The sequence below is a fragment of the Faecousia intestinalis genome (assembly GCF_040096185.1).
In the GTDB taxonomy this organism is placed as follows: domain Bacteria; phylum Bacillota; class Clostridia; order Oscillospirales; family Oscillospiraceae; genus JAZOXB01.
Genome location: NZ_JBBMFF010000234.1, coordinates 1 through 23,324 on the forward strand (window position 1 = coordinate 1; position 23,324 = coordinate 23,324).

Sequence of the window (23,324 nt, forward strand, 5' to 3'; positions counted from 1 at the left end):
GTGAGCTGAAAGGTTCATGCACGGTTTAGGGCGGGGGAAAAGTTGGAGATAACATCAAAATCTTACCTATCGCCCCTGTCAACGCCCCACAATGACGGGAAGTTCAATGTCTATGACGATCTGAAAAAGAAGCTCATGGCAATGGGTATCCCCGAATCGGAGATTGCCAATATTCATACCGCCAATACGGAGGCGGCGAAGAAGGAACTATTCGGCAAGGTACGCAACGGACAAATCCGTGTTCTGATCGGCTCTACGCAGAAAATGGGAGCAGGCACCAATGTGCAAAAGCTGCTGGTGGCACTCCATCACCTTGATTGCCCGTGGCGGCCTTCTGACCTGCAACAGCGGGAGGGGCGCATCATCCGGCAGGGCAACGAAAACCGGTTGGTGGACATCTACACCTATGTCACCGAAAACACCTTCGACAGCTATCTTTACCAGCTGGTAGAAAGCAAGCAGAAGTTCATAGGGCAGATTATGACTTCAAAATCGCCCGTCCGTTCTGCAGAGGATATTGACGAAACCGCCCTGAGCTATGCGGAAATCAAGGCGCTGTGCGCCGACAATCCCCATATCAAGGAGAAGATGGATTTAGATATTGATGTGTCTCGCCTGAAGCTGCTCAAGGCCAACCATCTGAGCCAGCGCTATGCTCTGGAGGATCAAATTCTGAAGGAGTTTCCGCAGAAAATCACAGCCTTGGAGCAGAGAATTACCGGCTTGGAGCAGGATATTGCCCACCTTGCGGCGTGCAGCATTCCCAACGCAGACGGCTTTTGCCCCATGACCATTGAGGGCAAGACCTATACGGATAAGAAAGCCGCCGGTTCTGCCATTCTGGAATTCTGCCACAATATGAAGAACCCGGCGGCGGTGCCGCTGGGGTCATACCGTGGCTTTGACATGAAGATAGGCTTTGACACGGTGAGCCATGAGTATAAGATCACCCTTAGTCATGAGCTGTGCCATACCACGCCCCTCGGCACCGACCTGTTCGGCAACATCCTCCGTCTTGACAATACCCTTGCGGCACTTCCCGCACAGTTGGAAGCCTGCCGGGAGCAGTTGGAAAATACCCATGTGCAAATGGAGAACGCCAAGGCAGAAATCGCAAAGCCCTTCCCCAGAGAGGAAGAGCTGCAAAGCAAGACCGCCCGGTTGGACGAGCTGAATATCCTGTTGAATATGGACAAGGCGGATAACGAGATCGTGGACAGCGAGCCGGAGGAGGAATCGCCGGAAAGAGCAGAAAAAAGTCAGGAGAGATAATCCGCACATTTGCAGCGGCGGACATTGCCGGCTACAATGAAGCCAGAAAAAACAGGAGGTGCCGACAATGTTCCACCGCGATAAAACCCCGAAATACTACCTGACTCTGAGCGCCGATGATCTTGCCATGGTGAAGGGTATTTTGCTCTGGTGGCGCAACAAGCTCATCCGCGAGGGAAAACCCACCGAGGATGTGGACAAGCTGATTCTCAAACTGATGAAACGGTAAGAATAGGAAAATGGCGCTGGACTGCCCCAAGGGACAATTCGGCGTCATTCAGTTATTGCTCTATCAAAACGGGAAACTGCCGACCGGAGAATTGCACTTCACATTGCAAAAAGCACAGAAAATTTCAAACTGAAATTTCTAATCGTGCACATCATTTTTTCACAAACAACCCTTCGTTTTACCCAGTATAGTCGAGTGGCACATCAATATGTATCCTCGATAGGGGGAAGGACTTCTTGGTAATGTATCTCAATAATGTCATCCACATTGTGAAAACGATGCCAATCTCTCTTTGTAATTAGGGAAATACGAATTTCGGGTGCATATGAAACATTTTTATTATTTAGCGTGAAGGCAATAACACTTCCTGTTCCTTTCTTAATCACTGTTGTGTAGTCTTGCGTTACTACCCAACTGATCTCATAAAAAGCGCTATCAAAGCTGCTATCAACTTCAACCCAAAGCTTATAACTGTCACCAGATCTAAACTGAATTTTGGGTTCCAATGCTCCACAAAAAGAAAGTTCCCATGTATAATTAGAGTCTTTGCGGATAATATCGTTGCCCAAACTGTCCTTGATTCGCAAAAAAACAGGTACATTGTAGTCTCTTTCTTTCCCCATAGCTACATAATGCTGTTTATACACATCAATAAAGTCATCTATATAACAAATACACTGTTCCGCTTCATGAATAGATATTGTATTACCGTGAGAAAGCTTGTTTCGTATTGGAATCAACCGATTCAGTACTTTTCTGACCTCAAGAACGCCTGAATAAAACGGCTCAAGGATAGCTTTGAACTGGCTACTATATAAATCATCTCGGCACAGAAAATATTCAATATCCTCCAAAAGAATTGCATCAATTTTTCGTGGAAATCTGCCCGGATTATCTCTTACTCTCTGCTCAATTCTCCTTTTTATCTCACTTTTAATAAGTGGCTGATCTGCCGAAACCATGTAGTTGAAATAACCGGGGCCATAGCAAGTTTTGAAATTTTCGTCGATAATTCGTCGCGACCAATTTTCAAATGTGTCAATATGATGCCTACACAAATCTCGCAGTTCTGTTTCCGTAAGTTTCATTAATGGATTACTCATAATACATTCTCCTTTAGATTCTCTGAGAATGTTTGAATCAACATTCTCAGATATCTCAAGCTTCTTAGAATGCTTGTCTATCTTTGGATTGCCCATTTTTTCAGACTGCACTCCTTTTTTCCTTTTCCACAAATACAAATGGCTCATGATAAGTCACCTTTTAGTGTTAAAACTATATATCTCAATTCAAACTGCTAGGATTCCTTTTAATTGCAAAATGCGCAATCGAAAAATTCAATTCGCCTAAACCAATCATACCACACTTTCTCAAAATCATCAACAAATAAACTATAAAAGGAGACTCAATGCCCTACATCACAAAAGAATCCTTGCAGGCGGCGAAGCAGATGGATCTGCTGACGTACCTGCAACTCTGCGACCCGCAGAATTTGGTGCATCTGTCGGGCGACACCTACTGCACCCGCGAGCACGACTCGCTGAAAATCAGCAACGGAAAATGGCATTGGTTTTCCCGTCATATCGGTGGATGCTCAGCCCTTGACTATCTCATCAAAGTCAAGGGCTTTTCTCTGCCCATGGCGGTGGAGCAAATCAATGGCTATTCCACTTCGGTGCCGGTTGTTCCCAAGCCGTCACAGCCGAAGCCCAAAACCATCTGCCTGCCGGAGCCCAATTCCTCCACCACCGTGGTACGTGGATACCTCAAAAGCAGAGGAATTCACGATACGGTCATCGACTTCTGCATCGACAACGACCTGCTCTATGAGGACAAGCGGTATCATTCGGCGGTGTTTCTTGGCAGAGATTCCGCAGGAGTGATCCGCTACGCCGGAATCCGCAGCACGACCGGCAATTACAAGGGAGAAGCAACCGGCAGTGACAAGCACTATTCCTTCCGCCTGCCCGGTGTCAGTGACACCGTCCATGTCTTTGAATCTGCCATTGATACCTTGAGCTTTGCCACGCTGATGCTTTATCATGGGCAGAACTGGCATGAAGACCATCTGCTGTCGCTGGCAGGTGTGTTCAAAACCGAGCGTGACGATGTTGTCCCGGTGGCATTGCAGCAGTATTTGAAGGAGCATCCCCAAATCCGGACGATCCGCCTGCATCTGGATAACGATGCCATCGGCAGAGGCGCGGTTGCAGGAATCGTCAGAGGGCTTCAAAACAGGTATCAAATCGTTGACGAACCGCCGGTTTCCGGCAAGGACGTCAACGATTTTTTGATGCACAAAATCCATATGAAACAGGAGGTAACACGATGAACATCAAACTCTATCAGGTAAACATGGACAGGGACGAGGATTCGGCGGCGTTCCTGTCGCTGGACAATCTCCGGCACACCCATCCTAACGCAGCGGTCGATCCTGCCATCTACGATCTGGTTTACAGTGGAGAAGTGAACTGCAAGGACTTGGAAGAAGTCTTCCATCTGTTCAATTTCGACCATCCGGCAGACTTCACCGGACGCTCCATGTCCGTATCGGACGTGGTGGAAACGGATGGCAAGTTCTATTTCTGCGATTCGGTGGGCTTTCAGGAGATCCCCTTTGATGCCGAAAAGGCTGGAAAGTCCGAAGAAAACAAAATCCGGGTGGTACTGCTGGAACCCGGCAAAACCGCCAAAATCACGGAAATTGGAAGCAAATTGGAGGATTTGCAGGCCGTGGTCGGTGGCTGCATCGAGGCCGTATATCCCTTCGAGGAGAATGTCTGCATTGTTTGCAATGAAGAAAGCAAAATCAATGGTCTGCCCCTGAACCGTGCCATGCGGGATGACAGCGGAGCGGTCTACGATGCCATCGCCGGAACCGCTTTTCTCTGCGACTGCAGCGGGGAACGATTCGGCAGTTTGAGCGAGGAACAGTGCCGCCGGTATCAGCGGCAGTTCCGCAACCCGGAGCAGTTCGTCCGCGTCGGCAGCGAGATTCTGGCCATTCCCTATCACCCCAGAGAACATGACAAGGGTGAGGCGCGTTGAAAGCACTTTCAAAAAAGGATCTGGAACAGCGAAGGAAAGCTGCCAAAGCACACAAAAAATGGCTGCGGGAATCTCGATACGATGAGGCCATGGAGAAGCTCCGGGAGAAGTGGCTGTTCCTGCTTCACAATACACAGTCAAAAGATAACGAAGGAGAAGTCTATGACGAATGAAGAACTGAATACCCAACTTTATCAGAAAATGTTCTATGAGCAGGAACAGTTTCGTGAATGGCTGTTGGGACAGCCGCCGGAAGAAATCCTCAACCACTGCTATACTTACACTGTACGGGAGGACATCCTGCTTGCACTGGAAACCAATGACCTGTCTGACCGGCAGTGTCAGGCACTTTTGAAGTCGCATACGCCGTTGGAAGATGTGTTCCGGGAGTTCGAGCACCGGGAATCAGACTATATGGAAAATGTGTTCGATGCCATGTGCAGTCGGGCAGATGAAGTCATTCGCAGAGAAAAGCACAAGGAGGCGGCACGATGAAATCCTACCGGGATACCATGATTATCGGCATCGACCATGGGTACGGCAATGTGAAAACGGCAGGCTGTTGCTTTCCCACAGGCATCAGCGCCTTTGACGATGAGCCTGTCTTTAAGGACAATCTGCTGATCTACCAGAATCGGTACTATCTCATTGGCGAAGGACACAAGGCTTTCGCCGCCGACAAGACCGTGGACGAAGAAACCTACATCCTCACCCTTGCGGCTATGGCAAGGGAACTGAGCTTCCGCAATCTCACGGAGGCAAAAGTCCTTTTGGCGGTTGGCCTGCCCCTCACATGGGTCAGCACGCAAAAAGAACAGTTCAAGGCTTACCTTTGCCGCAACCGGCGCATCAGTTTTACCTTCCGTGGAAAGAATTATTCCATTGAGATCGTAGGCGCAGAAGTGTTTCCGCAGGGCTTTGCGGCTGTGGCACAGAACCTGTCCGAGTTCAAAGGAACGAATATGCTCTGCGACATTGGCAACGGCACCATGAACATTCTGATGATTCAAGACCGCAAGCCGGTTGCTGGGAAGATGTTTACCGAGAAGTACGGCACCCATCAGTGTATGCTCATGGCGAAGGAAGCGGTCATGCGCACCTACCATGTTGCCGTCCTGGAAAGCATCGTGACAGAAGTCCTGCGGTATGGCACAGCAGACATCCGCAAGGATATTCTGGAAACCATTCGCCAGACCGCCGGAAGCTATGTGGACGAAATCTTCCATATTCTCTATGACCACGAGTACAGCCCCGAACTGATGAAGCTCCATATCATCGGCGGCGGTGGATGCCTGATTCGCAACTTTGCCGAGGTGGATTCCAGCCGGGTGAAGATCCTCAGCGATATCTGTGCAACGGCAAAGGGATATGAGTATATGGCGGAGATGGTGTTGCGGAAGCGTGACCGCGCATGAATGGGAAACGCTTTAGTTTGCGGTTCAACTTCGATAACACAGAGGACCGGAGGGCTTGGGAGTATTTGGAGCAAGGAGGAGCTGCAGTAAAGAATGCGGCAATCATCCAAGCTATTAACTTCAAGCATGACTACGCCAATCTGGTGAATCTAATTCAGAAAACCATTCATGATGCGCTTACAGCAGAACTGCCGAACATCCGCACAGAACCGGCAATGAATGCAGAACCGGGCAACGAATCCATTGTTGAAGAATTCCTTGCATTGTTTTGATGGCTCCTATTTGGAGCCATTTTTGCAAGGATGACGAAAGGCGGCTCCTATTTGGAGCCACGAAGGGAGGTGAGAAAATGAGCGAAGACAAGAGAGCGTATAGCTGGAATCAGTTTGTTGAATCCGGCTTCGACGGTCGTGACTACGAATTCCCCGCCTATGAAGGGGAATTTACCGGCACGATTGCCTGCAAGCGATGGGATAAGCGGCAGAATCTGTTGGCATATCTCAATCTGGATGACGGAAGAAAAATTCTGACCTCTGCATGGCAGCGGGACGATTATCACGGACTTGGCGAAATGCCCATCGGCACCCGTGTGAAAGTGACATTCGTGAAGAGTGCCAACGGCAACGCCTATCTCAGAGAAGTAGAGAAGATTTGATTGGGGGTAGGACGGTGTTGTCTTAACAAGCAACGAACCTGTCCGTACAGGTTCCGCTTGTTAGGGGCAAGGCACCCTAAGACCCCGGAGAGGAGGATTGTATGATTGGGTTTGCATTGGCTTGCTTATTGGAGGTTTCGTTGGCGTGACTATGATGTGCCTTCTTCAGATCAACAAGCCGCATAAAACGGGTGATGCGTTTGACAAAAGATAGTCGGTTTGAGTTGCGGCTCACCAAAGCCGAACGTGAACTGCTCGCTGCCAAGGCGAAGAAAGCCGGGATTTCCTCCGGCGAATTTGTACGGAAGATTATCTGCGATACAGAGGTTCGGGAAGCACCCTCTGCGGATGTGAAGGAGCTGCTACGGCTTATGCGGCACTTGGGTGGTGACTTCAATCAGCTTTTACATCGTGCAAATACGGTGGGCTTCGTCGACACTGTCCAGCTACGGAAAGACCTCGTGGAGCTGCGGGAAGCACGGCAGATGATTGTGGCGGCATACAACATAAAAAGCGGCTGATTTCATGGGTCACACAAAATCAGCCGCAACGATTATAAGCACAGAGTCATATAGGGAGGAATGCAGAGAATGTCATCCTTAACGGATAGATTTCTGGGATGGATGATATAGCAACAGCCGATTCTGTTTTTGTATTTCTCCTTGAATTTCAAAAGGGAAGCTGTCGTATAATTCGTTCCCGATTTGACCTCAATGGGGAACATCTTGTACTTTGTCTTGCTGTTGTTGGAGATAATAAAGTCTATTTCAATGTCATTACGACGCTTTTCTTCGCTGTAATGGGTATAGAAGAACAGCCGATGCCCGTTCGCTGTCAGCATTTGGGCAATGATGTTTTCATACAGCATACCTTCATTCAGTCCTAATCTGCCCGCAAGAATCTGTTTGTAGACTTCGTCCTCCAGCAGTTCATTTTCGTCAAAGGCATGGCTGACCAGAAGCCCGGTATCACCCATGTAGCACTTGATATAGGTGTCCGATTCCGTAAGGGACAGCCCAACATTGGGGTCGTTGGCACGACGGCATTCATTGGCCACCATAGAATCGGAAAGCCAGAAGAAGGTTTCCTCATACTGCTCGGCAGAGGAATCCTTCGTAATACGGTCAAATACCACCCGCTTCTCATGGCGGGAAAGCAGCCCCGGAATCTGATCGTAAATCGCCAAGACCTTGGAACGGTATTGGGCTTTGATTTTCATAATATCATTGCGATAAAGCTCCAAAATGTCCCGCTTTTCCGCATCTGCCTTGCCAAAATCCTTATGGCTTTCCAAAAAAGCAACGATGCTCATGGGCATACCACCCACCAGCATATACTGCTTGAACAGCAGCATGGCCTTATTGTGAAGGCTCCGTTCCAATGGCTCCCGTTTTTCAAAGCAGGAACGAATGTATGCGATCAGCGGGGCCTCGTTGAACGCCCAGCAGAACTCCTCGAAATCCAAAGGATACATTTTTATGTGCCGTTCCTCAGAGGGAATCACAATGTCCTTCACATTTTCCTTGATGGAAATCAGCGAACCGGTCTCCATAAAATCGTATCGTCCGTCTGCCACAAGGTATTTGATGGCTTCTCTCGCCTTCGGGCAGAGCTGCACCTCATCGAAAATGATGACGCTCTCTCGCTCATGGAGCTGCACGCCATAGTGGACAGACAGGAGCATATACAGCGTGTCCAAATCCTCTAAATGCAGTTGGAACAGGCTTTTCACATCCTCGGAAGCTTTTGCAAAGTCCACGAGGATGTAGCTTTTGTATTCGTTTTTTGCAAATTCCTCAACAACAGTGGACTTACCGATTCGGCGGGCACCTTCTACAAGAAGGGCTTTCCTGCCACAGGATTCCTGCTTCCATGCAAGGAATTTACTGTAAATTTTTCTTTTGAAAAGCATGATTATCGCCTCCGCCCGTAGTATATCACAGAAATCAGAAATACGCAATATTAGAAATCCGACAAATTCCTACAATACGCAATATTTGAAGTGTCTCAAATTCCGACAATACGCAGGTTTGGAAAGGAGGAACCAAAGCAGTAACATCAATTTGGCCTATCAAGGGGCGGGTGGATCAGGCCATCCGCTATGCCCGGAATCCTGAAAAGGTCACGGAGGCGTCCAGAAAGAAGCTTCATGAAATCGAGGGCATCGTTGACTACGCTGCCGACGATCTGAAAACAGAGCGTTGCACCTATGTCACAGGCATCCATTTGGACAGCGTGGAAACCGCCGCGGCGGAGTTCATGGAAGTCAAACAGCTTGAGGGGAAGCTGGGCGGACGGGTCTGCTACCACGGGTATCAGTCCTTCCGAGAAGATGAAGTGGATGCTGACACAGCACACAAGATCGGTGTGGCACTTGCAACAGTGCTATGGGGAGATAGATTTCAAGTGGTCGTTGCGACCCATTGCAATACAAATCATTATCATAATCATTTTGTCCTAAACTCTGTTTCAGATGTGGACGGGTTGAAGTTTTACAATTCTCCTGCCGATTATCGCAGGATGCGAGAGGTATCCGACAGGCTTTGCAAGGAGTTTGGCTTGTCCGTCATCAAACACCCGGAGGGCAGAGGCAAGAACTACGGCGAGGTCGTTGCAGAACGGGAAGAAAAACCCACCAGAAGGGGCATCATCAAGGCGGACCTTGACCGGGCAATCGAGGCATCCCTGACCGAGCAGGAGTTTTGGGCGATGCTTCGACAGTTGGGCTATGAGGTCAAGCTGTATGGCAAGGGCGGCAAGCCGCTGGCACATCCGGCAATCAAGCCGCAGGGGTCGGAACGATACTTCCGACTTGACCGGCTGGGAGAAGGCTATTCCCTTGACGAGATCATGGGGCGGGTCTATCACAACCGCCGCCGAAAGCGTCCAATAGAAGAACCGACGATTACACGCAGGGTTGCTCCCGTGAGGGGCAGCTTTTCTTCTGCCCCGAAACTCAAGGGCTTGCGGGCATTGTATCTGCGGTACTGTTGCGAATTGCATATCATCGTCAAGCACCCGTCTGCAACCAGGCGGGTGCATCCTGCATTATGGGAGGACTTGACTAAGCTGAATCGTCTGGATGCCCAAACACGGCTGCTGGCTTCACAGAAAATCAAAACCATGCCGCAGCTATTGGCGTATCGGGACGGATTGCAGGAACAGATTACAGCTCTTGTGACAGAGAGAACAGAGCTGCGAAATCTGCAAAAGCGCGAAAAGCGAGCAGGTAGAGAGGATCCCGTATCGGCTCGAATTGCTGAGATCTCCGCCCAGCTGCGGAAGCTGAGAAAGAAGGTGAAATTATGCAGTGAAATAGAAACACGCTCAACTGAGGTTGCGGACAACCTCAAAGAAATCCAACAAGAAAAATCTGAACAGAGAAAGGAGAAAGAACAACATGAGCTATTCCGGCGAAGCCGAGCAGGTCGTGCGGATCTCGCTTAACGGCGCAGAAGTCGCTGCAAAGCTGACCGGTGCGGCCGCCAAGAACATTGCCGTGATGCTTTACGCCGTCCTCAAGGACCAGCACCGCACCAAGGGCAAAATGCGCCTGCCCCATATGCTGCGCTCCGGCAAGGAGCTGAAGGTCTTTGCCGTGAAGGACGGCGACCTGAAAAAATTCTGTGAGGCGGCGAAGAAATACGGCGTCCTTTACTGCCTCCTCAAGGATAAGAACGCCAGGGACGGCATTTCGGATGTGATGGTTCGGGCAGAGGACGCCTCCAAAATCAACCGTATCATGGAACGCTTCCGGCTTTCCACCGTGGATCGTGCCAGCGTCAAGGCAACCGTAGTCCGGGAGAAGCGTGGCAAGGAGGGGCAGAAAGCCGAGCAGCCGCCTGTCCCCGAAAAGGCAGCACCCAAGCGGGATGAGCTGGATGATCTTCTGGATCAGCTGATGAAGAAGGAACCGGCGAAGGAGGCGGTGATCCACGCAAACCCCACTGGGGCACGGAGGGCGGAATCCAGTCCGTCCGTGCCTTCTTCGATGACTGCCGAAAAGGCGAAATCCTGTATGTCCGTCCGAGAAGAGCTGACCCGTATTCGGGCTGAACAGCAGAAACAATCCACAAAGCCTGTGCAGCAGCATAAGGCACCCAGGAAGAAAAAGAGGAAGGAGCGTTGATGATGGAAAACTATAATGATCTGCTTACGGAGACTGCACCGGCAGAGCAGAGCGATTACGACAAAGCATCGTGGAAGAACCGGAAGAAGGCAGAACGGGAGGAGGCGTTTGCAAGAGTGGCGGATGCCGCCCTGCAGATCAGCGGCAGTCCCACGCTTCTGCAAAACTATCTGAATGTGCAGGCACAGTTTGGCCGCTACTCTATCAACAACTGTCTGCTGATTGCCACCTCCAAGCCCGAAGGCACGGCCTTCAAGGACTTCGATGGGTGGAAGAAAGAGGGCATTTCCATCGCCAAGGGCGAAACCGGCATTGTTCTTCTGATTCTGGGCAAGACCTATATCGCAAAGGACGGCACCGAGAAGCAGAGCTTTGATACCAAGCGCGTCTTTGACATTTCCCAGACGACCGCACTCCAAAGGCTGCGCCCATCGTCCAGTATGACCCCCGTGTCCTGCTCAAGGCTCTGCTGCGGCAGGCTCCCTGCAAGGTCGAGGCAAAGGACGATATGAACCCAAAAATCAATGCCGCATATCAGCCGAACACCAAGTCCATCGTTGTTCGTCCCGGCATGGATGCACCGGATATTTTCCGCCTTGTGGCGCACGAGATCGTCCATGCCATGCATGACGGCGAGGACTATAAGCGGGGCGATTGGTCGTTCCGGGCAAGCTGCGCGGCATATATCCTGTGCAAGCGATTCCATGTATCCGTGGATGCCTTCGACTTCTCCAATGTGAAGACTGTGTGCCACGATAAGAACGCAGCGGAAATGCAGGCGGAGCTGAATGTGATTCGGGACGCCGCCAACAAAATCTCCGGCGGCATGGAGCAGAAATTGGGCACGAAGAACAGGGAGCGTCATGCGGAACGTCGTAATGAGACCAGATAAGGGGGCGGATATGTCAAAGGATATTCGCTTGATCGAGGTCGATGACTTTGACCACCGCCTGCTGGTCAACTCTATCATGGAGTTCCGAAACAAGGTGATTCAGGAAGGAGTGCCCACAGAGGCTATGGACGATCTCCTGCTTCGAATCATTGACGCTCCCGTGAAAAAGCCGAAGTGGAGGAGCCATGAGGAACGATAAGTTTTCCAAAGGCAACATCCTTCTCTACTGCCTTGGCATTGTCCCCGTGGTGTGGCTGGCTCTGCTGGCGGCACCGGCCCTGCATGACGGCGTAAAAAGCCTTCTAACCGAGTTCGGCACAGTCATGCGCCAGCCCTTTTATATTGTATGGTGTGAGGACAGCCTGAAAACTGTCCTCATTTTTCTGCTCATCTACGGAATCACCATTGCGGTTTACCTGTCCTCTGTCCGTAATTACCGCAAGCGGGAGGAGCACGGCTCTGCCAAATGGGGCAATGCCGGTCAGGTCAACCGCAAATATGCCGCCAAGCCCAAGACCGAAAACAAGATCCTCACGCAGAATGTGGCGATCGGCCTGGGCGGGCATAAGCACCGCCGCAACCTCAATGCGTTGGTCTGCGGCGGCTCCGGCGCAGGCAAAACCCGGTTCTATGCCAAGCCAAACATCATGAACGCCAACACATCCTTTGTATGCCTTGACCCAAAGGGCGAGCTCCTGAGAGACACGGGAAACCTGCTGAAAAGAAAGGGCTATGACATCAAGGTGATCGACTTGATCAACATGGAAAAAAGCCATTGCTACAATCCCTTTGTCTATCTCAAGACAGACAATGATGTGCAGAAGCTGGCAACCAACCTGTTCAAGAACACCACGCCCAAGGGAAGCACCTCGCAGGACCCGTTCTGGGATCAGGCGGCAATGATGCTCCTGCTTGCCTTGATGTTCTACCTTCATTATGAAGCCCCGGAGGACGAGCAGAATTTCCTTATGGTTATGGAAATGATTCGTGCCGGTGAGGTCAGGGAGGATGATGAAGCCTTTCAATCACCACTGGACATTCTGTTCCGCAAGCTGGAGATGAAGAATCCGGAGCATATCGCCCTGAAATACTACAAGGCTTATCATTCCGGCTCCGGGAAGACCCTGAAATCCATCCAGATCACCTTGATTTCAAGATTGGAAAAGTTCAATCTGACCTCTCTCGCCGGTATCACGCAGACGGATGAGCTGGATTTAGCACAAGTTGGTGAGAAGAAAACGGCGATCTATGCCGTGATTCCCGATAACGATGCCTCTTTCAACTTCATTGTCGGTATGCTCCACACCCAGCTTTTTTCAGCAGCTATATTATCAGGCGGATGTGGTTCACGGCGGTGCTTTGCCTGTCCATGTGCATTTTGTCATGGACGAATTTGCCAATGTTGCCTTGCCGGACGAATTCGATAAGCTGCTGGCTACCATGCGTTCCAGAGAAATTTCTGTGTCCATCATCGTCCAGAACCTGGCTCAGCTCAAAAAGCTGTTTGAAAAGGAATGGGAGTCCATCGTCGGCAACTGCGATGAATTTCTCTATCTCGGCGGCAATGAGCAGTCCACCCATGAGTATGTGTCCAAACTGCTGGGCAAGGAGACCATCGACACCAACACCTACGGCCAGTCCAAAGGCAGAAGCGGCAGCTACTCCACCAACTGGCAAATCACAGGCAGAGAACTGATGACCCCGGACGAAGTGCGTATGCTGGATAACCGCTACGCACTTCTTTTCATTCGCGGCGAGCGGCCGATTCAGGACTTCAAATACGATATTTTGAAGCACCCCAATGTGACCCTCACCACGGATGGCAAAGCCGCGCCATATCAGCATGGCTTGGATAATCTCAGCATTGCGTCCATCGTGTTCGACAAAGCCCGGCAAGAGCAGACCGGGCAGGAACCGGAAGTGGACGAGGATCGGTACGAACTGATTTCTGATGAAGAAATCGAAGAATTTTTGAAACAACAGGAGGAAAACGAACATGAAGAAAAACAAAAAGCGTAATCCCGTAGAAAGCCGCCTTGCTCCCGAAAAGGTCAAGCGCGGCTTCCGTACCTATGTTGCCGTCATTATGGTGGCGTTCATCATGGCATTTGCCATGCCCGCCGTCTTTGCCGCCGATGATCCGCTGTCGGTGGTCAACAACCTGTCCGACTTTATCTTTGGCCTGATCCGCGCCGTGGGTCTGATCCTGCTGGGCTGGGGCGTTGTGCAGGTCGGTCTGTCCTTCCAGAGCCATGATCCCAGCCAGCGTTCTAACGGCTTCCTCACTTTGGCAGGCGGCAACATCATTACCTTTGCCAAGGAAATCCTCGACCTGATCGTTGGCTGACATTCGACATACAAGGGGCAGGCCGCCGTGGTCTGCCCCGGAAGGAGGTGCGTAAGGTATGTCGGACAGTTGGATTGCCGGCAATCTGGAAAGTACATTGGAGATGTGGAACGAGAAGCTGGCAGAGTTATGGCAGCTTCTGACCCAATCCCCGGCGACATTCAAGGGCGGCGCAATCTGGAACGTGATGGTCAACATCCACGGAGCCCTGCAAGCCCTTGCGTATGCGCTCATGGTACTGTTTTTTGTCGTGGGCGTGATGAAAACCTGCGGCTCGTTTGCCGATCTCAAGCGCCCGGAGCACGCCGTGAAACTGTTTGTCCGCTTCGCCATTACCAAAATGGTGATTACCGGCGGCTTAGAGCTGATGCTTGCCATTCTGTCTATTTGGCTTCAACGAAGATCAACGAGAACAGCTTGCGGCCATGCTCGATTCAGGCAACAATTCCATGTGGGCATCCATTCTCTACGGCATCCACTCCGGGGACAGCGATATTGTCATGGTTGCCTTGTCGCAGATCGGCAATGTGGGCGGCGAACCCTATTGGAGCTGGTACGGCTTTGAAAGCTGTGTTGCCTGGTGCCATTGCTTTGTGAGCTGGTGCGCTGACCAATGCGGCTACCTTGAAGCAGGCATCATCCCCAACACCGCAGGCTGCGTCACCGGCGTGAACTGGTTCAAGGAACGCAGCCAATGGGTGGACGGCTCCGTGGAGCCTGTTCCGGGCATGATTATCTACTTCGATTGGGACAACAAGGGTGACAGCGGCCCGCAGGACGGCCTGTCAGACCATGTAGGCATCGTAGAAAAGGTCGAAGACGGCTATGTCTACACCGTAGAAGGCAATACAAGTGATAGTTGCGCCGAACGCTGGTACCCCATCGGCTACTACGAAATTCTCGGCTATGGAGTGCCGGTATACTAATCTGAGCCAATTAAAGCAGGCTGTGATGCAAATTACTTTTGTTTTATCTGAGTCTCCTGCCCAGTTTTTATTGTAATATAGGAGAGGTGTTTCATTTTAGTAACCGGGAATCTCTTCTGACTATACCAATTCTCTCCAAACCCGCTCTCAAGCATTGTAATTGAAATAAATGGTGATGTATCCCAAGATGATCCGTAGAATGCACGAAGTACTGCGTCCTCTCTTGTTGGCACTCGGTATGTAGTGCCCTCAAAGGATCTTTCTTTTTCCTCTCCATACAGGTCTTCCCGCTTGATGTATGGCCCAGCATGCTTGACATCATCAATATAATTGGGCGTATAGGCATAATAGTCGCTACACTTAGCATGAGCCAAGTACCACTCAACTCGTTTCATGTATCGTTTCACCGATACGATAGTCCTTGCGACTGAAGCCCGCCCTGTTCAGACCAACTACGATTTTCTCTAATGTGCTGTGGAAGTCTACGGAATTGGTCAATACATAGGATGTATTCAGCAGCGGCGAAGCATGTTGTGTCGCATAGGGCTGGCGCAAAATGCGGCTGAGGATCTGCTCCACATCCACAGTAGAGGTGCGGTTGGCAAGGGAGGCCAGTATGTAGGCAAACGGGCAGTCCCACCCTTCCTTCAACGCGTTGACGGTGATAATGTACCGGATCGGACAGCCTTTGCTCATCAAGTCCTTGCCCTTTAGATCATCCACATTGGAAGTCTTTACTGCAATCTCAGCTTCCGGGATACCCATGTCGATCAGCATGGCTTTGATCTTGTCAAAGGTATCACTGCTGTCCCCGGTGCGGGGCTGTGCCTGAAACAGTACGATGGGGCGGATGTATTGGCCACCGGCTACTTCCGCTGCAATCACTTCCCGCTCAATGCTGCCGCGTAGCTGAATGGCATCCTGAATGACACTTTGGCGGCTTGTGCGATTATACACCACCACAGGCAGCTTCACCATGTGCTCTTTCTTCAGTTCCCTGGCATCCACATAAGAAATGATATTGCTATTCTTTCGGGGAGTAGCTGTCAAATCAAGGACAAAAGAGGGATTCAGGTTGTTCAGCATTTCGGTACTGAGATCAGATCCTGCATTATGGCTCTCGTCCACAACAACCACCGGCTCCAAGTGCCGCAGCACCTGAATCAGTGCCGTATCCGGTGTATCTGCCAGCAGAGCTTCTTTATCCTTGAAGTATTCTGAAAAACGGAACAGATTTCCGTTTTCCTGATAGACCTTGCGGACATCCCGATTGCGGCTGTTGATACGCAGTGAACTGTAGCTCATAATGCAGATCATCAGCATTTCACGGACGGTATCCGGTGAGAAATTCTGCCCGTTCAGCAGCATCTCTTTTGTGTAAACACCGACACGTCCTGCGAAGTCCTGATCCAGCTTCTGGCGGTAGGGGTGGTTCACATCGGACAGGGTGCGGATCGTCTGGGTCAGAATGGAATCACTGGGTACCAGCCATACCACCACCTGTGGCTTTCCGGTGGGTAATGCATCAAAGATACGCTTTACAGAGGCGCAGGCCATAAAGGTTTTGCCACCACCGGTCGGTACCTTCATACACACATGAGGTACACATTCAATGGAATTGTTGTAAGACGGTACGCCGCCGAGGCCGACTGCTACATCTTTGGAGAACCAGTATTCCCGCCAGGCGGAAAACAGGTTCGCGCTGCGATTCACGCAGTTCAGGTATGCGGAAAGGTCACGCATGACTTGCTTTTGATAATTGTTGAGTTCCATAACAATTCAATTCATAATTCGGAATGCGTAATTCGGAATTATAATTCTCCTTTCTGCGTTTTCGTGATTGCCACAAGAAGTTTTATCAGCTCCTGACAATCTGCGTAAATACTATTGAAAGTTTTTTCCTCAATGTATTCGCTTTCATGCAACAGTTCCAGCCAATACTCTGTTTCGCTGGCTTCCTTCAAGGAGATGTTCAGCTTTGCGTAAAAATCCGCTCTGCTTTGCCCACGGATTGCTTCCTTTACATTTGCGCCAATGCTTGTCCCGCTTCGCAATAACTGTTTGGACAAAACAAACTCACTCTTTTCATTTTTCAAATATTGGTAAAGTCGAATAATCCGCAAAGCAAACACTTTGCTTTTATCCACAATAATGTTATCAGTTTTCATTACTGCCACCCCCCATTTTATAATTCGTAATTCGTAATTCGGAATTCGTAATTTTTAATTCCGCACTCCGCATTCCTAATTCGTAATTCGTATTTTTTAATTCCGCATTCCAAATTCCGAACTACAGCCTCGTAATGTCCCGGGGGATTTTCTTAAATGTGATATGGTATTTTTCCAGCTCTGCCTCGCTGAGGGTGCAGAGATCGGCGTAGATCACATAAGCGTCCGCCTTGGTTTTGACCGTATGCAGGAATTCCCGGTTCAGAGTGGTGACAGCCTGCCGCTCATAGTAGAAGTAATAGGCGCTGTTAACATGGACACCCATGAAATAAGGCTCGTCCGGGTGGGGGTCCGGCAGGCGGCTCTTGGTGTCGGTGAAGTAAACATACTCCCGAATTTTCTCCACGCCGACATTTTCGTTGAGCACATCGCCGTGAATCAGCGGTTCTCCCAGCTCATAGTAGCTGAAGCCGCCGCCTGTGCCGGCTACGGCATTCTTGCCATCGCCGTAGCCGTTAATGACACGCTTGACCCGCTCGGCAGTAATGCTGTCGGCGTAGTCACCCATTTCCACCAGAATGAATTTGCGGTTTCCACCATCGGCTTTGTTCATGCTCAGAACGGCGTGGGCGGTGGTGCCGGAACCGGCAAAGGAATCGAGGATGATAGAATCAGGATCGGATGCAATTTGTAAGATTCTCTCAATTAAGCGAGTGGGCTTAGGTGTATCGAACGGAGACCGCCCTCCAAATATTCCAGCAAGTTCATTAGCTGCTTCACCCGTATGACCGGTATCCGCATGAAGCCAAAGATTTGTGGCAACCCTTCCGGCACTACTATCAAGATACTGCTTGCGGCGGATGCCACCTTTTCCTTTGCCTGTAAAGTACAAAAGTGGCCATGGCTTTTCTTTCACTATTCCTTGTTCATATCGGTACAGTGCTTCACTTTTGGCTTCTTCAAACGGCTTCTTTAACATAATGGCGCAGACATCAGATGATACTCCTCTCTCGCTTCCACAAAGCTCGCACCGCTTTCCATAATCGTCAATTTTTCGCAATTCATATGATGTCCACTCATTCATACACTCTAGCATTTGAGACTGACCAAAACTCCAGCACCGCCCAGCTGGCGGATACAGCAACTCTCCTGTAATCGGATGTTGAATTGCATACGCCGTAACGGAGCCGCATTTCTGCACCGTAACGATGAACACCCCGTGTGCATTTTTTGCACACCCTTATAACGATGCTGTATGCACCGTTACGGAGCAGTTAGGCAACAGTATCTACACAAAGGAAAAGCACCCGACCGTAGCCGAGTGCTAAAATGCCTTGATTCTGTTATGATTTGATTTCTGTGCCGTCCCGGAAGGTAACCGTGATTCCCTTGCTCCTGTCAACCGTTACATACTCAACCGTGCTACTCCAAAGCCCTATGTCAAATTCGCTGATAACGCCTTTCTGTGCTTTCATCATGGAGATGAACTCAGCCAGCCGCACACTCTTTGCTTCCTTCGCTGCAATGGACTCTGCCACCGAATCGTACTGTGCCTTGGTTTCATCGTACCTGTCTACAAGACTGTCGTAGCGTTTTTTGTATTCGTCCTGATCCTGCGCAATCCGGGCGTTTTCAGTAACGATGCTCTGTGTCATGGAAACAATCATCGAAAGCTCATCTTCCAGACGTTGCTTTTCTATCTGTAAGGCATCCGTTGCGCACAGCGTTTTGCGGACAAGCTCCGCATTGGCGATGATTTCTTTTTTCTCGGTAACCAGCTGGTTATATGCGGACACAAAAGCCGCTTTGACATCTTTCTCTGTCACATACGGCGTTTAACATGTTACAATTTACGGCTGACAAAGATGGGCACCGTCAACCTATAAGGGCAATATGGGACTGATCAACAATTATATCCTGCCACATCTCGGGAATATGCGGATTTCCGATGTGAATACACGCGCACTCGATCGCTTTTATAAGCTTCTTCAAAAACCCAAGGCTGTTTCTACAAACAGAAAGACCCAAGAGGGCCGGCTTGTCACTCCGGGTACGATTCGTGACATCAATAAAATCATTCGCAGCTGCTTTAACCAAGCAAAAAAATGGGAACTCGTCGAGCGAAACCCTGCCGAAAATGTAACGCTTCCGGAATATGAGCCGCAGAAGCGGGAAATCTGGACTTCTGATGTTCTGTTTCGAGCATTGAAAGTCTGCGACGATCCCAGACTGACACTTGCGTTGAACCTTGCATTTTGCTGTTCCCTGAGGATAGGCGAGATGCTCGGCCTGACGTGGGATTGCGTTGACGTATCCGAGGAAAGCATTGAATGCGATTCGGCGGCTGTTTTTATCAAAAAGGAACTCCAAAGAGTAAAGAAAACAACCATTCAAGAGGTCGAGAAAACCGGGATACAGCTCGAATTTCCTTCTTTGCCCACTTCGTCAACTGCGCTCGTTCTGAAGAAGCCTAAGACGGCCAGCAGTATTCGCAAGGTGTTTGTGCCAAAAACAGTTGCAAAAATGTTGAAAGCGTGGAAAGAAGACCAGGACAAGGTAAAGGAGCTGATGGGCGATGCCTATCATGACTATGGTATGGTCTTTGCAGGTCCGTTCGGACTTCCTACAGAGCAGAATACGATTGCAAAAGCACTGAAGAAGCTGATTGAGAAACATGGGTTCCCGCCTATCGTATTCCATAGCTTTCGCCATGCAAGCGTAACATATAAGCTGAAACTCAATGGCGGTGACATCAAGGCGGTACAGGGGGATACCGGTCACGCCCAATCCAAAATGGTGTCCGATGTGTATTCCCACATTTTGGACGAGGGTCGCAAACATAACGCACAGTTGTTTGAAAAGGCATTCTATTCCGAAGAGGCGGAAGACAACACAAGTCCTGCCGGCGGTTCTTTGGATGTTTCCGCTTTACAAAAGCTTTTGGCGAATCCGAAAGCAGCAGCGTTATTAGCAGCTCTTGCAAAGAGTCTGAAGTGAATAAAGTGGGGGAGCAACAGCAGTTCAAACCTGTTGTTGCCCCCTTTTTGTATAATTCTTCTATCCACCTACAAATAAGTCGTAAAACGGAGGACCAAGTTACAAATTGTTTGTCCTCTGCGCTCTTGAATAATCCAGACTAATTGATATAATAAAAATAAGGTGCATCTGATTTTTGAATTATTAGCTTTAGGCATAGGGGGTAGACTGTAATGCAAACGCAGATTAACTGGGAGAGCTTTAGCGTATACAATCAAGATGCGCGTGGAATACGTTATAAATTTGAAGATCTCTGCAGGCAGCTGTTTACAAATGAGAACTTGTCTAAAAAAGAGAAAAAATATCTCCATGTCAATCCAAATAACGCGGGGCTTGAAGCTGATCCAATATACGATGAGAAAACCAAATGTTGGATCGGATTTCAGGTTAAATACTTTGATAATAATGTGGACTATGATCAGATAAAGCACTCCGCAGAGAAAATAATTGAGTATTACGCCGGCAGAGTGGATGCTGTCTATCTCTTTTGCAATAAACCTTTGACGCTTTCAGCCAAAGGTTATGTTGATGCTGCAGGTATTCTGCAGACTTCTGGAATTACACTTGAACCTATAACAGATAATGCAATTTTAGACCTTGTTCGAAAGTATCCGTATTTAGGCTTGTATTACTTTGGAAATCATACTCTCATGCATGAGTGGTTTGCAACTCACACAAGCCATATGCAAGACGAACTTGGAATTCGCTATAATCGAGATTTTAATGTTAATACTTCGGCGAATGATGAACTGTCATTGTTTGTCCAAGACCAGAACGCAGCCAAGCAAATAAACAACAAGAAGACGGAACTTCTGAAAAAAGTCGGGGCGATGTATGGAGAAAGGGACGAGGAACGTTCTTACCTTTGCGCGGTCCGACAGGCTGTAAATGATCTACCGGATGTTACAACCCGAACGCTTCAGGACGCTTTTGGCTGGAGAAGACTCGTGGAATCGGCTACTGCAGAATTCTGCGATCAAGTAGAGGAAACGCGCAAAAAATTGCAAAATCAAAGAGATGAACAGAATGCACTTGCTCATAAAAAAGAAGGTGTGAGTAAGGAGCAGATAACAGCGGCCTATACGGAGTGCTATCGTTTGGATGACCAAATTAAAAGGCTTAATGCGCTAATTGAACTTCCATGTTTATTGGAGATTACCGATAGAGATCGTCAACTTCTAGAGGGCGATGTCCTGACCGTATTCGGAGATCCGGGAACTGGTAAATCACAGTTGTTGGCACATAAAACGCAACAGCTCATTGATGCTGGCAGAGCTTCGCTCTTATTGGTGGCAGGGATCTACTTCACAGCGGAGCCGATCCATGAACAAATTATGAAGAATCTTCGTTTGGATTTCAGCTTTGAAGACCTTATCGATATACTTGAAGCAATTGGTGAAAAAGATGATTGCATTATTCCTATTTTTATTGATGCTCTAAATGAAACGTGGAATAATCGATTATGGAAATCCGGATTGCCTGCAATTATCGAAAAGGTCAAACAATCTGCAATGGTTAAGTTGGTGCTAACATACCGACCTGAATATGAAAAACAGCTGATACCGGACAGTGTACTTCAGCAGATGAAGACCGGTGATGTAGTAACATTATGTCATAGAGGATTTGCAGATAACAGCATTGATGCTGTAAGGTCGTTCCTGAATCACTTCAATATTCCCTTTACCCCACTCGAATACTTTAGTTATGAGATGTCAAAACCACTTTTCCTTTTGCTGTATTGCAAAACATATAACGGAGAAGAAGTGAGTCTTCCAGCGCTTTACGAGAGATTAATTGAACATGCTAATATAAACATATACAAATCAATGAAAGATGCGCTTATAAATAACGGATATTCAGAAGATGATAATATTCTAAATCCGCTTATTTTTGAGATCGCTGCTACAATGGTTTCGAAAAACACTAGGATAATTTCGAAAACAGAGATCAACCAATTACCATTCTGGAGCGAATACGGGATAGCGCCTGCCCCCTTTCTTAGGCAATTGGAAAAAGAGCAAATTCTTCATAACACTGTTCATGATGAAAAAGAAATATTCTATTTTGCATATGATCAAATGAATGATTATTTCTGCGCAAAAGCGATTTTCAAAACATGCAATAGAGGACAAGAAGTACGTCAATATCTGACTGATAATATTTTGCATATCCGAAGCAATGAACTGGGGAATTATGGGAATATCGGGCTGTTTGTGAATGCCTGTGCCCTGTATGCAGAAAAGTTTGGAGAAGAATGCATCGATATTATTGAGCAAATATCAGACGAAAATGACAAGCAAATAATTATGTCAAGATATATTGGGTCATTTCAGTGGAGAAAAAGCAACACCATCGCGACAGATTCATTCAAAGATCTGCTCAGGACATATACGTACAAAAAGGACGATGTGTGGGAGATGCTTATCGGGAATAGTGTGAAGACATCCAACCCGCTTAACGCAGACTTCTTGCATAAGCTACTCTATAATTATGAACTCAATCGAAGAGACTACCTTTGGACGATCTATATTAACGGCTTCAGGGCTGATTACAGCAATCGGATTACGCAACTCATCCAGATGTATAACCGCGGCGAAAAACTGGAATTCAAAACCGAAAAGCAAGTTGAGTTGCTCCTCACATTGTTCGGCTGGTTGCTAACCTCTTCCAATCGCTGGCTGAGAGATAACGCATCCAAAGCCATGATAGAAGTATTGAAGGAGCATTTTTCTCTCTGCCAGACGCTCCTTCAAAAATTTGAAGGTGTTAATGATCCATATGTTTTTCAGAGACTTCATGGGATTGTTTTTGGCGCATGTTGTAAGAAAAAGAGAACAGATTCTGACTGTTTTAAAGTGTTGGCAGAGTATGTATACAGCACAATTTTCGATAAGGACACAGTATATCCGGATATATTACTAAGAGACTATGCCCGACTTATTATTGTGAGATTCTTATACGAGAATCCGAACTATGACGGAAATGTCGATACCAGAAAGATTGTTCCACCTTATAAATCGGAGCCAATCCCTGAAATAGAAGATCAGCACTACTTAGAAAAGAAGTATTCAGGCGCTCTATTATGGCTCATTCATTCGATGCGCTTTGAAGGAATGGGGATGTATGGCGATTTCGGCCGCTATGTTTTTCAAGCCGCACTCCAAAACTTTGAAGTTGATGACAAAAGGATATTCAATTATGCGGTCT

25 protein-coding genes and 3 pseudogenes are annotated in these 23,324 nt (G+C 48.6%); 21 read left to right on the forward strand and 7 right to left on the reverse strand.

What is annotated here, in order from left to right:
• The first annotated feature begins 42 nt into the window (after positions 1-42).
• Both WMO66_RS09435 and WMO66_RS09440 read left to right on the forward strand, forming a co-directional pair.
• Positions 43-1,272, forward strand: coding sequence for a helicase-related protein (locus WMO66_RS09435; RefSeq protein ID WP_435387796.1), 1,230 nt, complete (start codon positions 43-45; stop codon positions 1,270-1,272).
• A gap of 67 nt (positions 1,273-1,339) precedes the next feature.
• Positions 1,340-1,501, forward strand: coding sequence for a hypothetical protein (locus tag WMO66_RS09440; protein ID WP_349136179.1), 162 nt, complete (start codon positions 1,340-1,342; stop codon positions 1,499-1,501).
• A 203-nt stretch (positions 1,502-1,704) separates the two neighbouring features.
• Here the strand turns inward: WMO66_RS09440 and WMO66_RS09445 are convergent, their stop codons facing one another.
• Positions 1,705-2,751: a hypothetical protein gene (locus tag WMO66_RS09445; RefSeq protein WP_349136181.1), complete on the reverse strand. Its 1,047-nt coding sequence runs from the start codon at positions 2,749-2,751 to the stop codon at positions 1,705-1,707.
• 158 nt (positions 2,752-2,909) lie between these two features.
• Between WMO66_RS09445 and WMO66_RS09450 the strand changes: the two genes are divergently transcribed.
• From WMO66_RS09450 to WMO66_RS09480, 7 genes are all read left to right on the forward strand, one after another.
• Positions 2,910-3,833, forward strand: a complete 924-nt coding sequence (locus tag WMO66_RS09450; RefSeq protein WP_349136182.1) for a DUF3991 domain-containing protein — start codon at positions 2,910-2,912, stop codon at positions 3,831-3,833.
• Positions 3,830-4,549, forward strand: coding sequence for a DUF3846 domain-containing protein (locus tag WMO66_RS09455; RefSeq protein ID WP_349136183.1), 720 nt, complete (start codon positions 3,830-3,832; stop codon positions 4,547-4,549). The genes WMO66_RS09450 and WMO66_RS09455 overlap by 4 nt, the downstream gene beginning before the upstream one ends.
• 162 nt (positions 4,550-4,711) lie before the next feature.
• Complete coding sequence (locus WMO66_RS09460; protein ID WP_349136184.1) at positions 4,712-5,044, forward strand: DUF3848 domain-containing protein; 333 nt, start codon at positions 4,712-4,714, stop codon at positions 5,042-5,044.
• Complete coding sequence (locus WMO66_RS09465) at positions 5,041-5,964, forward strand: ParM/StbA family protein (protein ID WP_349136185.1); 924 nt, start codon at positions 5,041-5,043, stop codon at positions 5,962-5,964. Before WMO66_RS09460 ends, WMO66_RS09465 begins: the two co-directional genes overlap by 4 nt.
• Positions 5,961-6,236, forward strand: a complete 276-nt coding sequence (locus tag WMO66_RS09470; RefSeq protein WP_349136186.1) for a hypothetical protein — start codon at positions 5,961-5,963, stop codon at positions 6,234-6,236. The genes WMO66_RS09465 and WMO66_RS09470 overlap by 4 nt, the downstream gene beginning before the upstream one ends.
• Before the next feature lie 77 nt (positions 6,237-6,313).
• Positions 6,314-6,619 carry a hypothetical protein gene (locus WMO66_RS09475; RefSeq protein ID WP_349136188.1) on the forward strand — a complete coding sequence of 102 codons (306 nt, stop codon included), beginning with the start codon at positions 6,314-6,316 and terminating at the stop codon, positions 6,617-6,619.
• Between the two features lie 200 nt (positions 6,620-6,819).
• Entirely contained in the window at positions 6,820-7,140 is a 321-nt protein-coding gene (locus tag WMO66_RS09480; RefSeq protein WP_349136189.1) for a plasmid mobilization protein, read from the forward strand.
• 32 nt (positions 7,141-7,172) lie between these two features.
• Here WMO66_RS09480 and WMO66_RS09485 read toward each other — a convergent pair whose 3' ends face one another.
• A complete protein-coding gene (locus WMO66_RS09485; RefSeq protein WP_349136190.1) occupies positions 7,173-8,531 on the reverse strand; it encodes an ATP-binding protein in 1,359 nt (452 codons plus the stop codon).
• A gap of 170 nt (positions 8,532-8,701) precedes the next feature.
• Here WMO66_RS09485 and WMO66_RS09490 point away from each other — a divergent pair, with 170 nt between their 5' ends.
• The 9 genes and pseudogenes from WMO66_RS09490 to WMO66_RS09530 all read left to right on the forward strand — a co-directional run bounded on the left by WMO66_RS09490 (position 8,702) and on the right by WMO66_RS09530 (position 14,913).
• Positions 8,702-10,066: a relaxase/mobilization nuclease domain-containing protein gene (locus tag WMO66_RS09490; RefSeq protein WP_349136192.1), complete on the forward strand. Its 1,365-nt coding sequence runs from the start codon at positions 8,702-8,704 to the stop codon at positions 10,064-10,066.
• Positions 10,020-10,748, forward strand: a complete 729-nt coding sequence (locus WMO66_RS09495; protein ID WP_349136193.1) for a PcfB family protein — start codon at positions 10,020-10,022, stop codon at positions 10,746-10,748. The genes WMO66_RS09490 and WMO66_RS09495 overlap by 47 nt, the downstream gene beginning before the upstream one ends.
• A complete protein-coding gene (locus WMO66_RS09500; RefSeq protein ID WP_349136194.1) occupies positions 10,748-11,260 on the forward strand; it encodes an ArdC-like ssDNA-binding domain-containing protein in 513 nt (170 codons plus the stop codon). The genes WMO66_RS09495 and WMO66_RS09500 overlap by 1 nt, the downstream gene beginning before the upstream one ends.
• Complete coding sequence (locus WMO66_RS09505; RefSeq protein WP_349136195.1) at positions 11,257-11,640, forward strand: hypothetical protein; 384 nt, start codon at positions 11,257-11,259, stop codon at positions 11,638-11,640. Before WMO66_RS09500 ends, WMO66_RS09505 begins: the two co-directional genes overlap by 4 nt.
• A gap of 10 nt (positions 11,641-11,650) precedes the next feature.
• The gene (locus WMO66_RS09510) at positions 11,651-11,839 is read left to right on the forward strand and encodes a hypothetical protein (RefSeq protein WP_349136196.1); all 189 of its coding nucleotides are present in this window, start codon (positions 11,651-11,653) and stop codon (positions 11,837-11,839) included.
• Positions 11,826-13,659: pseudogene (locus tag WMO66_RS09515) on the forward strand (VirD4-like conjugal transfer protein, CD1115 family). The gene WMO66_RS09510 and the pseudogene WMO66_RS09515 overlap by 14 nt, the downstream one beginning before the upstream one ends.
• A complete protein-coding gene (locus WMO66_RS09520; protein WP_349136197.1) occupies positions 13,637-13,987 on the forward strand; it encodes a glutamyl-tRNA amidotransferase in 351 nt (116 codons plus the stop codon). The pseudogene WMO66_RS09515 and the gene WMO66_RS09520 overlap by 23 nt, the downstream one beginning before the upstream one ends.
• 58 nt (positions 13,988-14,045) lie before the next feature.
• Positions 14,046-14,375: pseudogene (locus WMO66_RS09525) on the forward strand (hypothetical protein); the annotation flags it as partial.
• 112 nt (positions 14,376-14,487) lie between these two features.
• Entirely contained in the window at positions 14,488-14,913 is a 426-nt protein-coding gene (locus tag WMO66_RS09530; RefSeq protein WP_349136198.1) for a CHAP domain-containing protein, read from the forward strand.
• A 32-nt stretch (positions 14,914-14,945) separates the two neighbouring features.
• Here the strand turns inward: WMO66_RS09530 and WMO66_RS09535 are convergent, their stop codons facing one another.
• The 5 genes from WMO66_RS09535 to WMO66_RS09555 form a co-directional block, all read right to left on the reverse strand.
• On the reverse strand, positions 14,946-15,308 hold the full coding sequence (locus tag WMO66_RS09535; RefSeq protein ID WP_349136199.1) for a hypothetical protein: 363 nt from the start codon (positions 15,306-15,308) through the stop codon (positions 14,946-14,948).
• A complete protein-coding gene (locus tag WMO66_RS09540) occupies positions 15,295-16,686 on the reverse strand; it encodes a DEAD/DEAH box helicase (protein WP_349136200.1) in 1,392 nt (463 codons plus the stop codon). The genes WMO66_RS09535 and WMO66_RS09540 overlap by 14 nt, the downstream gene beginning before the upstream one ends.
• Positions 16,687-16,724: 38 nt before the next feature.
• Positions 16,725-17,081, reverse strand: a complete 357-nt coding sequence (locus WMO66_RS09545; RefSeq protein ID WP_349136202.1) for a four helix bundle protein — start codon at positions 17,079-17,081, stop codon at positions 16,725-16,727.
• Between the two features lie 121 nt (positions 17,082-17,202).
• Positions 17,203-18,165, reverse strand: coding sequence for a DNA methyltransferase (locus tag WMO66_RS09550; RefSeq protein WP_349136203.1), 963 nt, complete (start codon positions 18,163-18,165; stop codon positions 17,203-17,205).
• A gap of 259 nt (positions 18,166-18,424) precedes the next feature.
• Entirely contained in the window at positions 18,425-18,907 is a 483-nt protein-coding gene (locus tag WMO66_RS09555; RefSeq protein ID WP_349136204.1) for a hypothetical protein, read from the reverse strand.
• Positions 18,908-18,953: 46 nt separating this feature from the next.
• Between WMO66_RS09555 and WMO66_RS09560 the strand changes: the two are divergent.
• The 3 genes and pseudogenes from WMO66_RS09560 to WMO66_RS09570 all read left to right on the forward strand — a co-directional run.
• Positions 18,954-19,052: pseudogene (locus tag WMO66_RS09560) on the forward strand (tyrosine-type recombinase/integrase); the annotation flags it as partial.
• Positions 19,032-20,078 (forward strand): site-specific integrase, encoded by a 1,047-nt coding sequence (locus tag WMO66_RS09565; protein ID WP_349136207.1) that lies wholly within the window; start codon positions 19,032-19,034, stop codon positions 20,076-20,078. The pseudogene WMO66_RS09560 and the gene WMO66_RS09565, both read left to right, overlap by 21 nt.
• Positions 20,079-20,290: 212 nt before the next feature.
• Positions 20,291-23,324 (forward strand): NACHT domain-containing protein (locus WMO66_RS09570; protein WP_349136206.1); only part of this gene is annotated, 3,034 nt, incomplete at its 3' end.

Excerpts from the sequence above, each read along its gene's own strand:
- WMO66_RS09440 (WP_349136179.1), top strand. The coding sequence starts at position 1,340 with ATGTTCCACCGCGATAAAACCCCGAAATACTACCTGACTCTGAGCGCC.
- WMO66_RS09445 (WP_349136181.1), bottom strand. The coding sequence starts at position 2,751 with ATGAGCCATTTGTATTTGTGGAAAAGGAAAAAAGGAGTGCAGTCTGAA.
- WMO66_RS09450 (WP_349136182.1), top strand. The coding sequence starts at position 2,910 with ATGCCCTACATCACAAAAGAATCCTTGCAGGCGGCGAAGCAGATGGAT.
- WMO66_RS09455 (WP_349136183.1), top strand. The coding sequence starts at position 3,830 with ATGAACATCAAACTCTATCAGGTAAACATGGACAGGGACGAGGATTCG.
- WMO66_RS09460 (WP_349136184.1), top strand. The coding sequence starts at position 4,712 with ATGACGAATGAAGAACTGAATACCCAACTTTATCAGAAAATGTTCTAT.
- WMO66_RS09465 (WP_349136185.1), top strand. The coding sequence starts at position 5,041 with ATGAAATCCTACCGGGATACCATGATTATCGGCATCGACCATGGGTAC.
- WMO66_RS09470 (WP_349136186.1), top strand. The coding sequence starts at position 5,961 with ATGAATGGGAAACGCTTTAGTTTGCGGTTCAACTTCGATAACACAGAG.
- WMO66_RS09475 (WP_349136188.1), top strand. The coding sequence starts at position 6,314 with ATGAGCGAAGACAAGAGAGCGTATAGCTGGAATCAGTTTGTTGAATCC.
- WMO66_RS09485 (WP_349136190.1), bottom strand. The coding sequence starts at position 8,531 with ATGCTTTTCAAAAGAAAAATTTACAGTAAATTCCTTGCATGGAAGCAG.
- WMO66_RS09495 (WP_349136193.1), top strand. The coding sequence starts at position 10,020 with ATGAGCTATTCCGGCGAAGCCGAGCAGGTCGTGCGGATCTCGCTTAAC.
- WMO66_RS09500 (WP_349136194.1), top strand. The coding sequence starts at position 10,748 with ATGATGGAAAACTATAATGATCTGCTTACGGAGACTGCACCGGCAGAG.
- WMO66_RS09505 (WP_349136195.1), top strand. The coding sequence starts at position 11,257 with ATGAACCCAAAAATCAATGCCGCATATCAGCCGAACACCAAGTCCATC.
- WMO66_RS09510 (WP_349136196.1), top strand. The coding sequence starts at position 11,651 with ATGTCAAAGGATATTCGCTTGATCGAGGTCGATGACTTTGACCACCGC.
- WMO66_RS09520 (WP_349136197.1), top strand. The coding sequence starts at position 13,637 with ATGAAGAAAAACAAAAAGCGTAATCCCGTAGAAAGCCGCCTTGCTCCC.
- WMO66_RS09530 (WP_349136198.1), top strand. The coding sequence starts at position 14,488 with ATGGTTGCCTTGTCGCAGATCGGCAATGTGGGCGGCGAACCCTATTGG.
- WMO66_RS09535 (WP_349136199.1), bottom strand. The coding sequence starts at position 15,308 with ATGAAACGAGTTGAGTGGTACTTGGCTCATGCTAAGTGTAGCGACTAT.
- WMO66_RS09540 (WP_349136200.1), bottom strand. The coding sequence starts at position 16,686 with ATGGAACTCAACAATTATCAAAAGCAAGTCATGCGTGACCTTTCCGCA.
- WMO66_RS09545 (WP_349136202.1), bottom strand. The coding sequence starts at position 17,081 with ATGAAAACTGATAACATTATTGTGGATAAAAGCAAAGTGTTTGCTTTG.
- WMO66_RS09550 (WP_349136203.1), bottom strand. The coding sequence starts at position 18,165 with ATGAATGAGTGGACATCATATGAATTGCGAAAAATTGACGATTATGGA.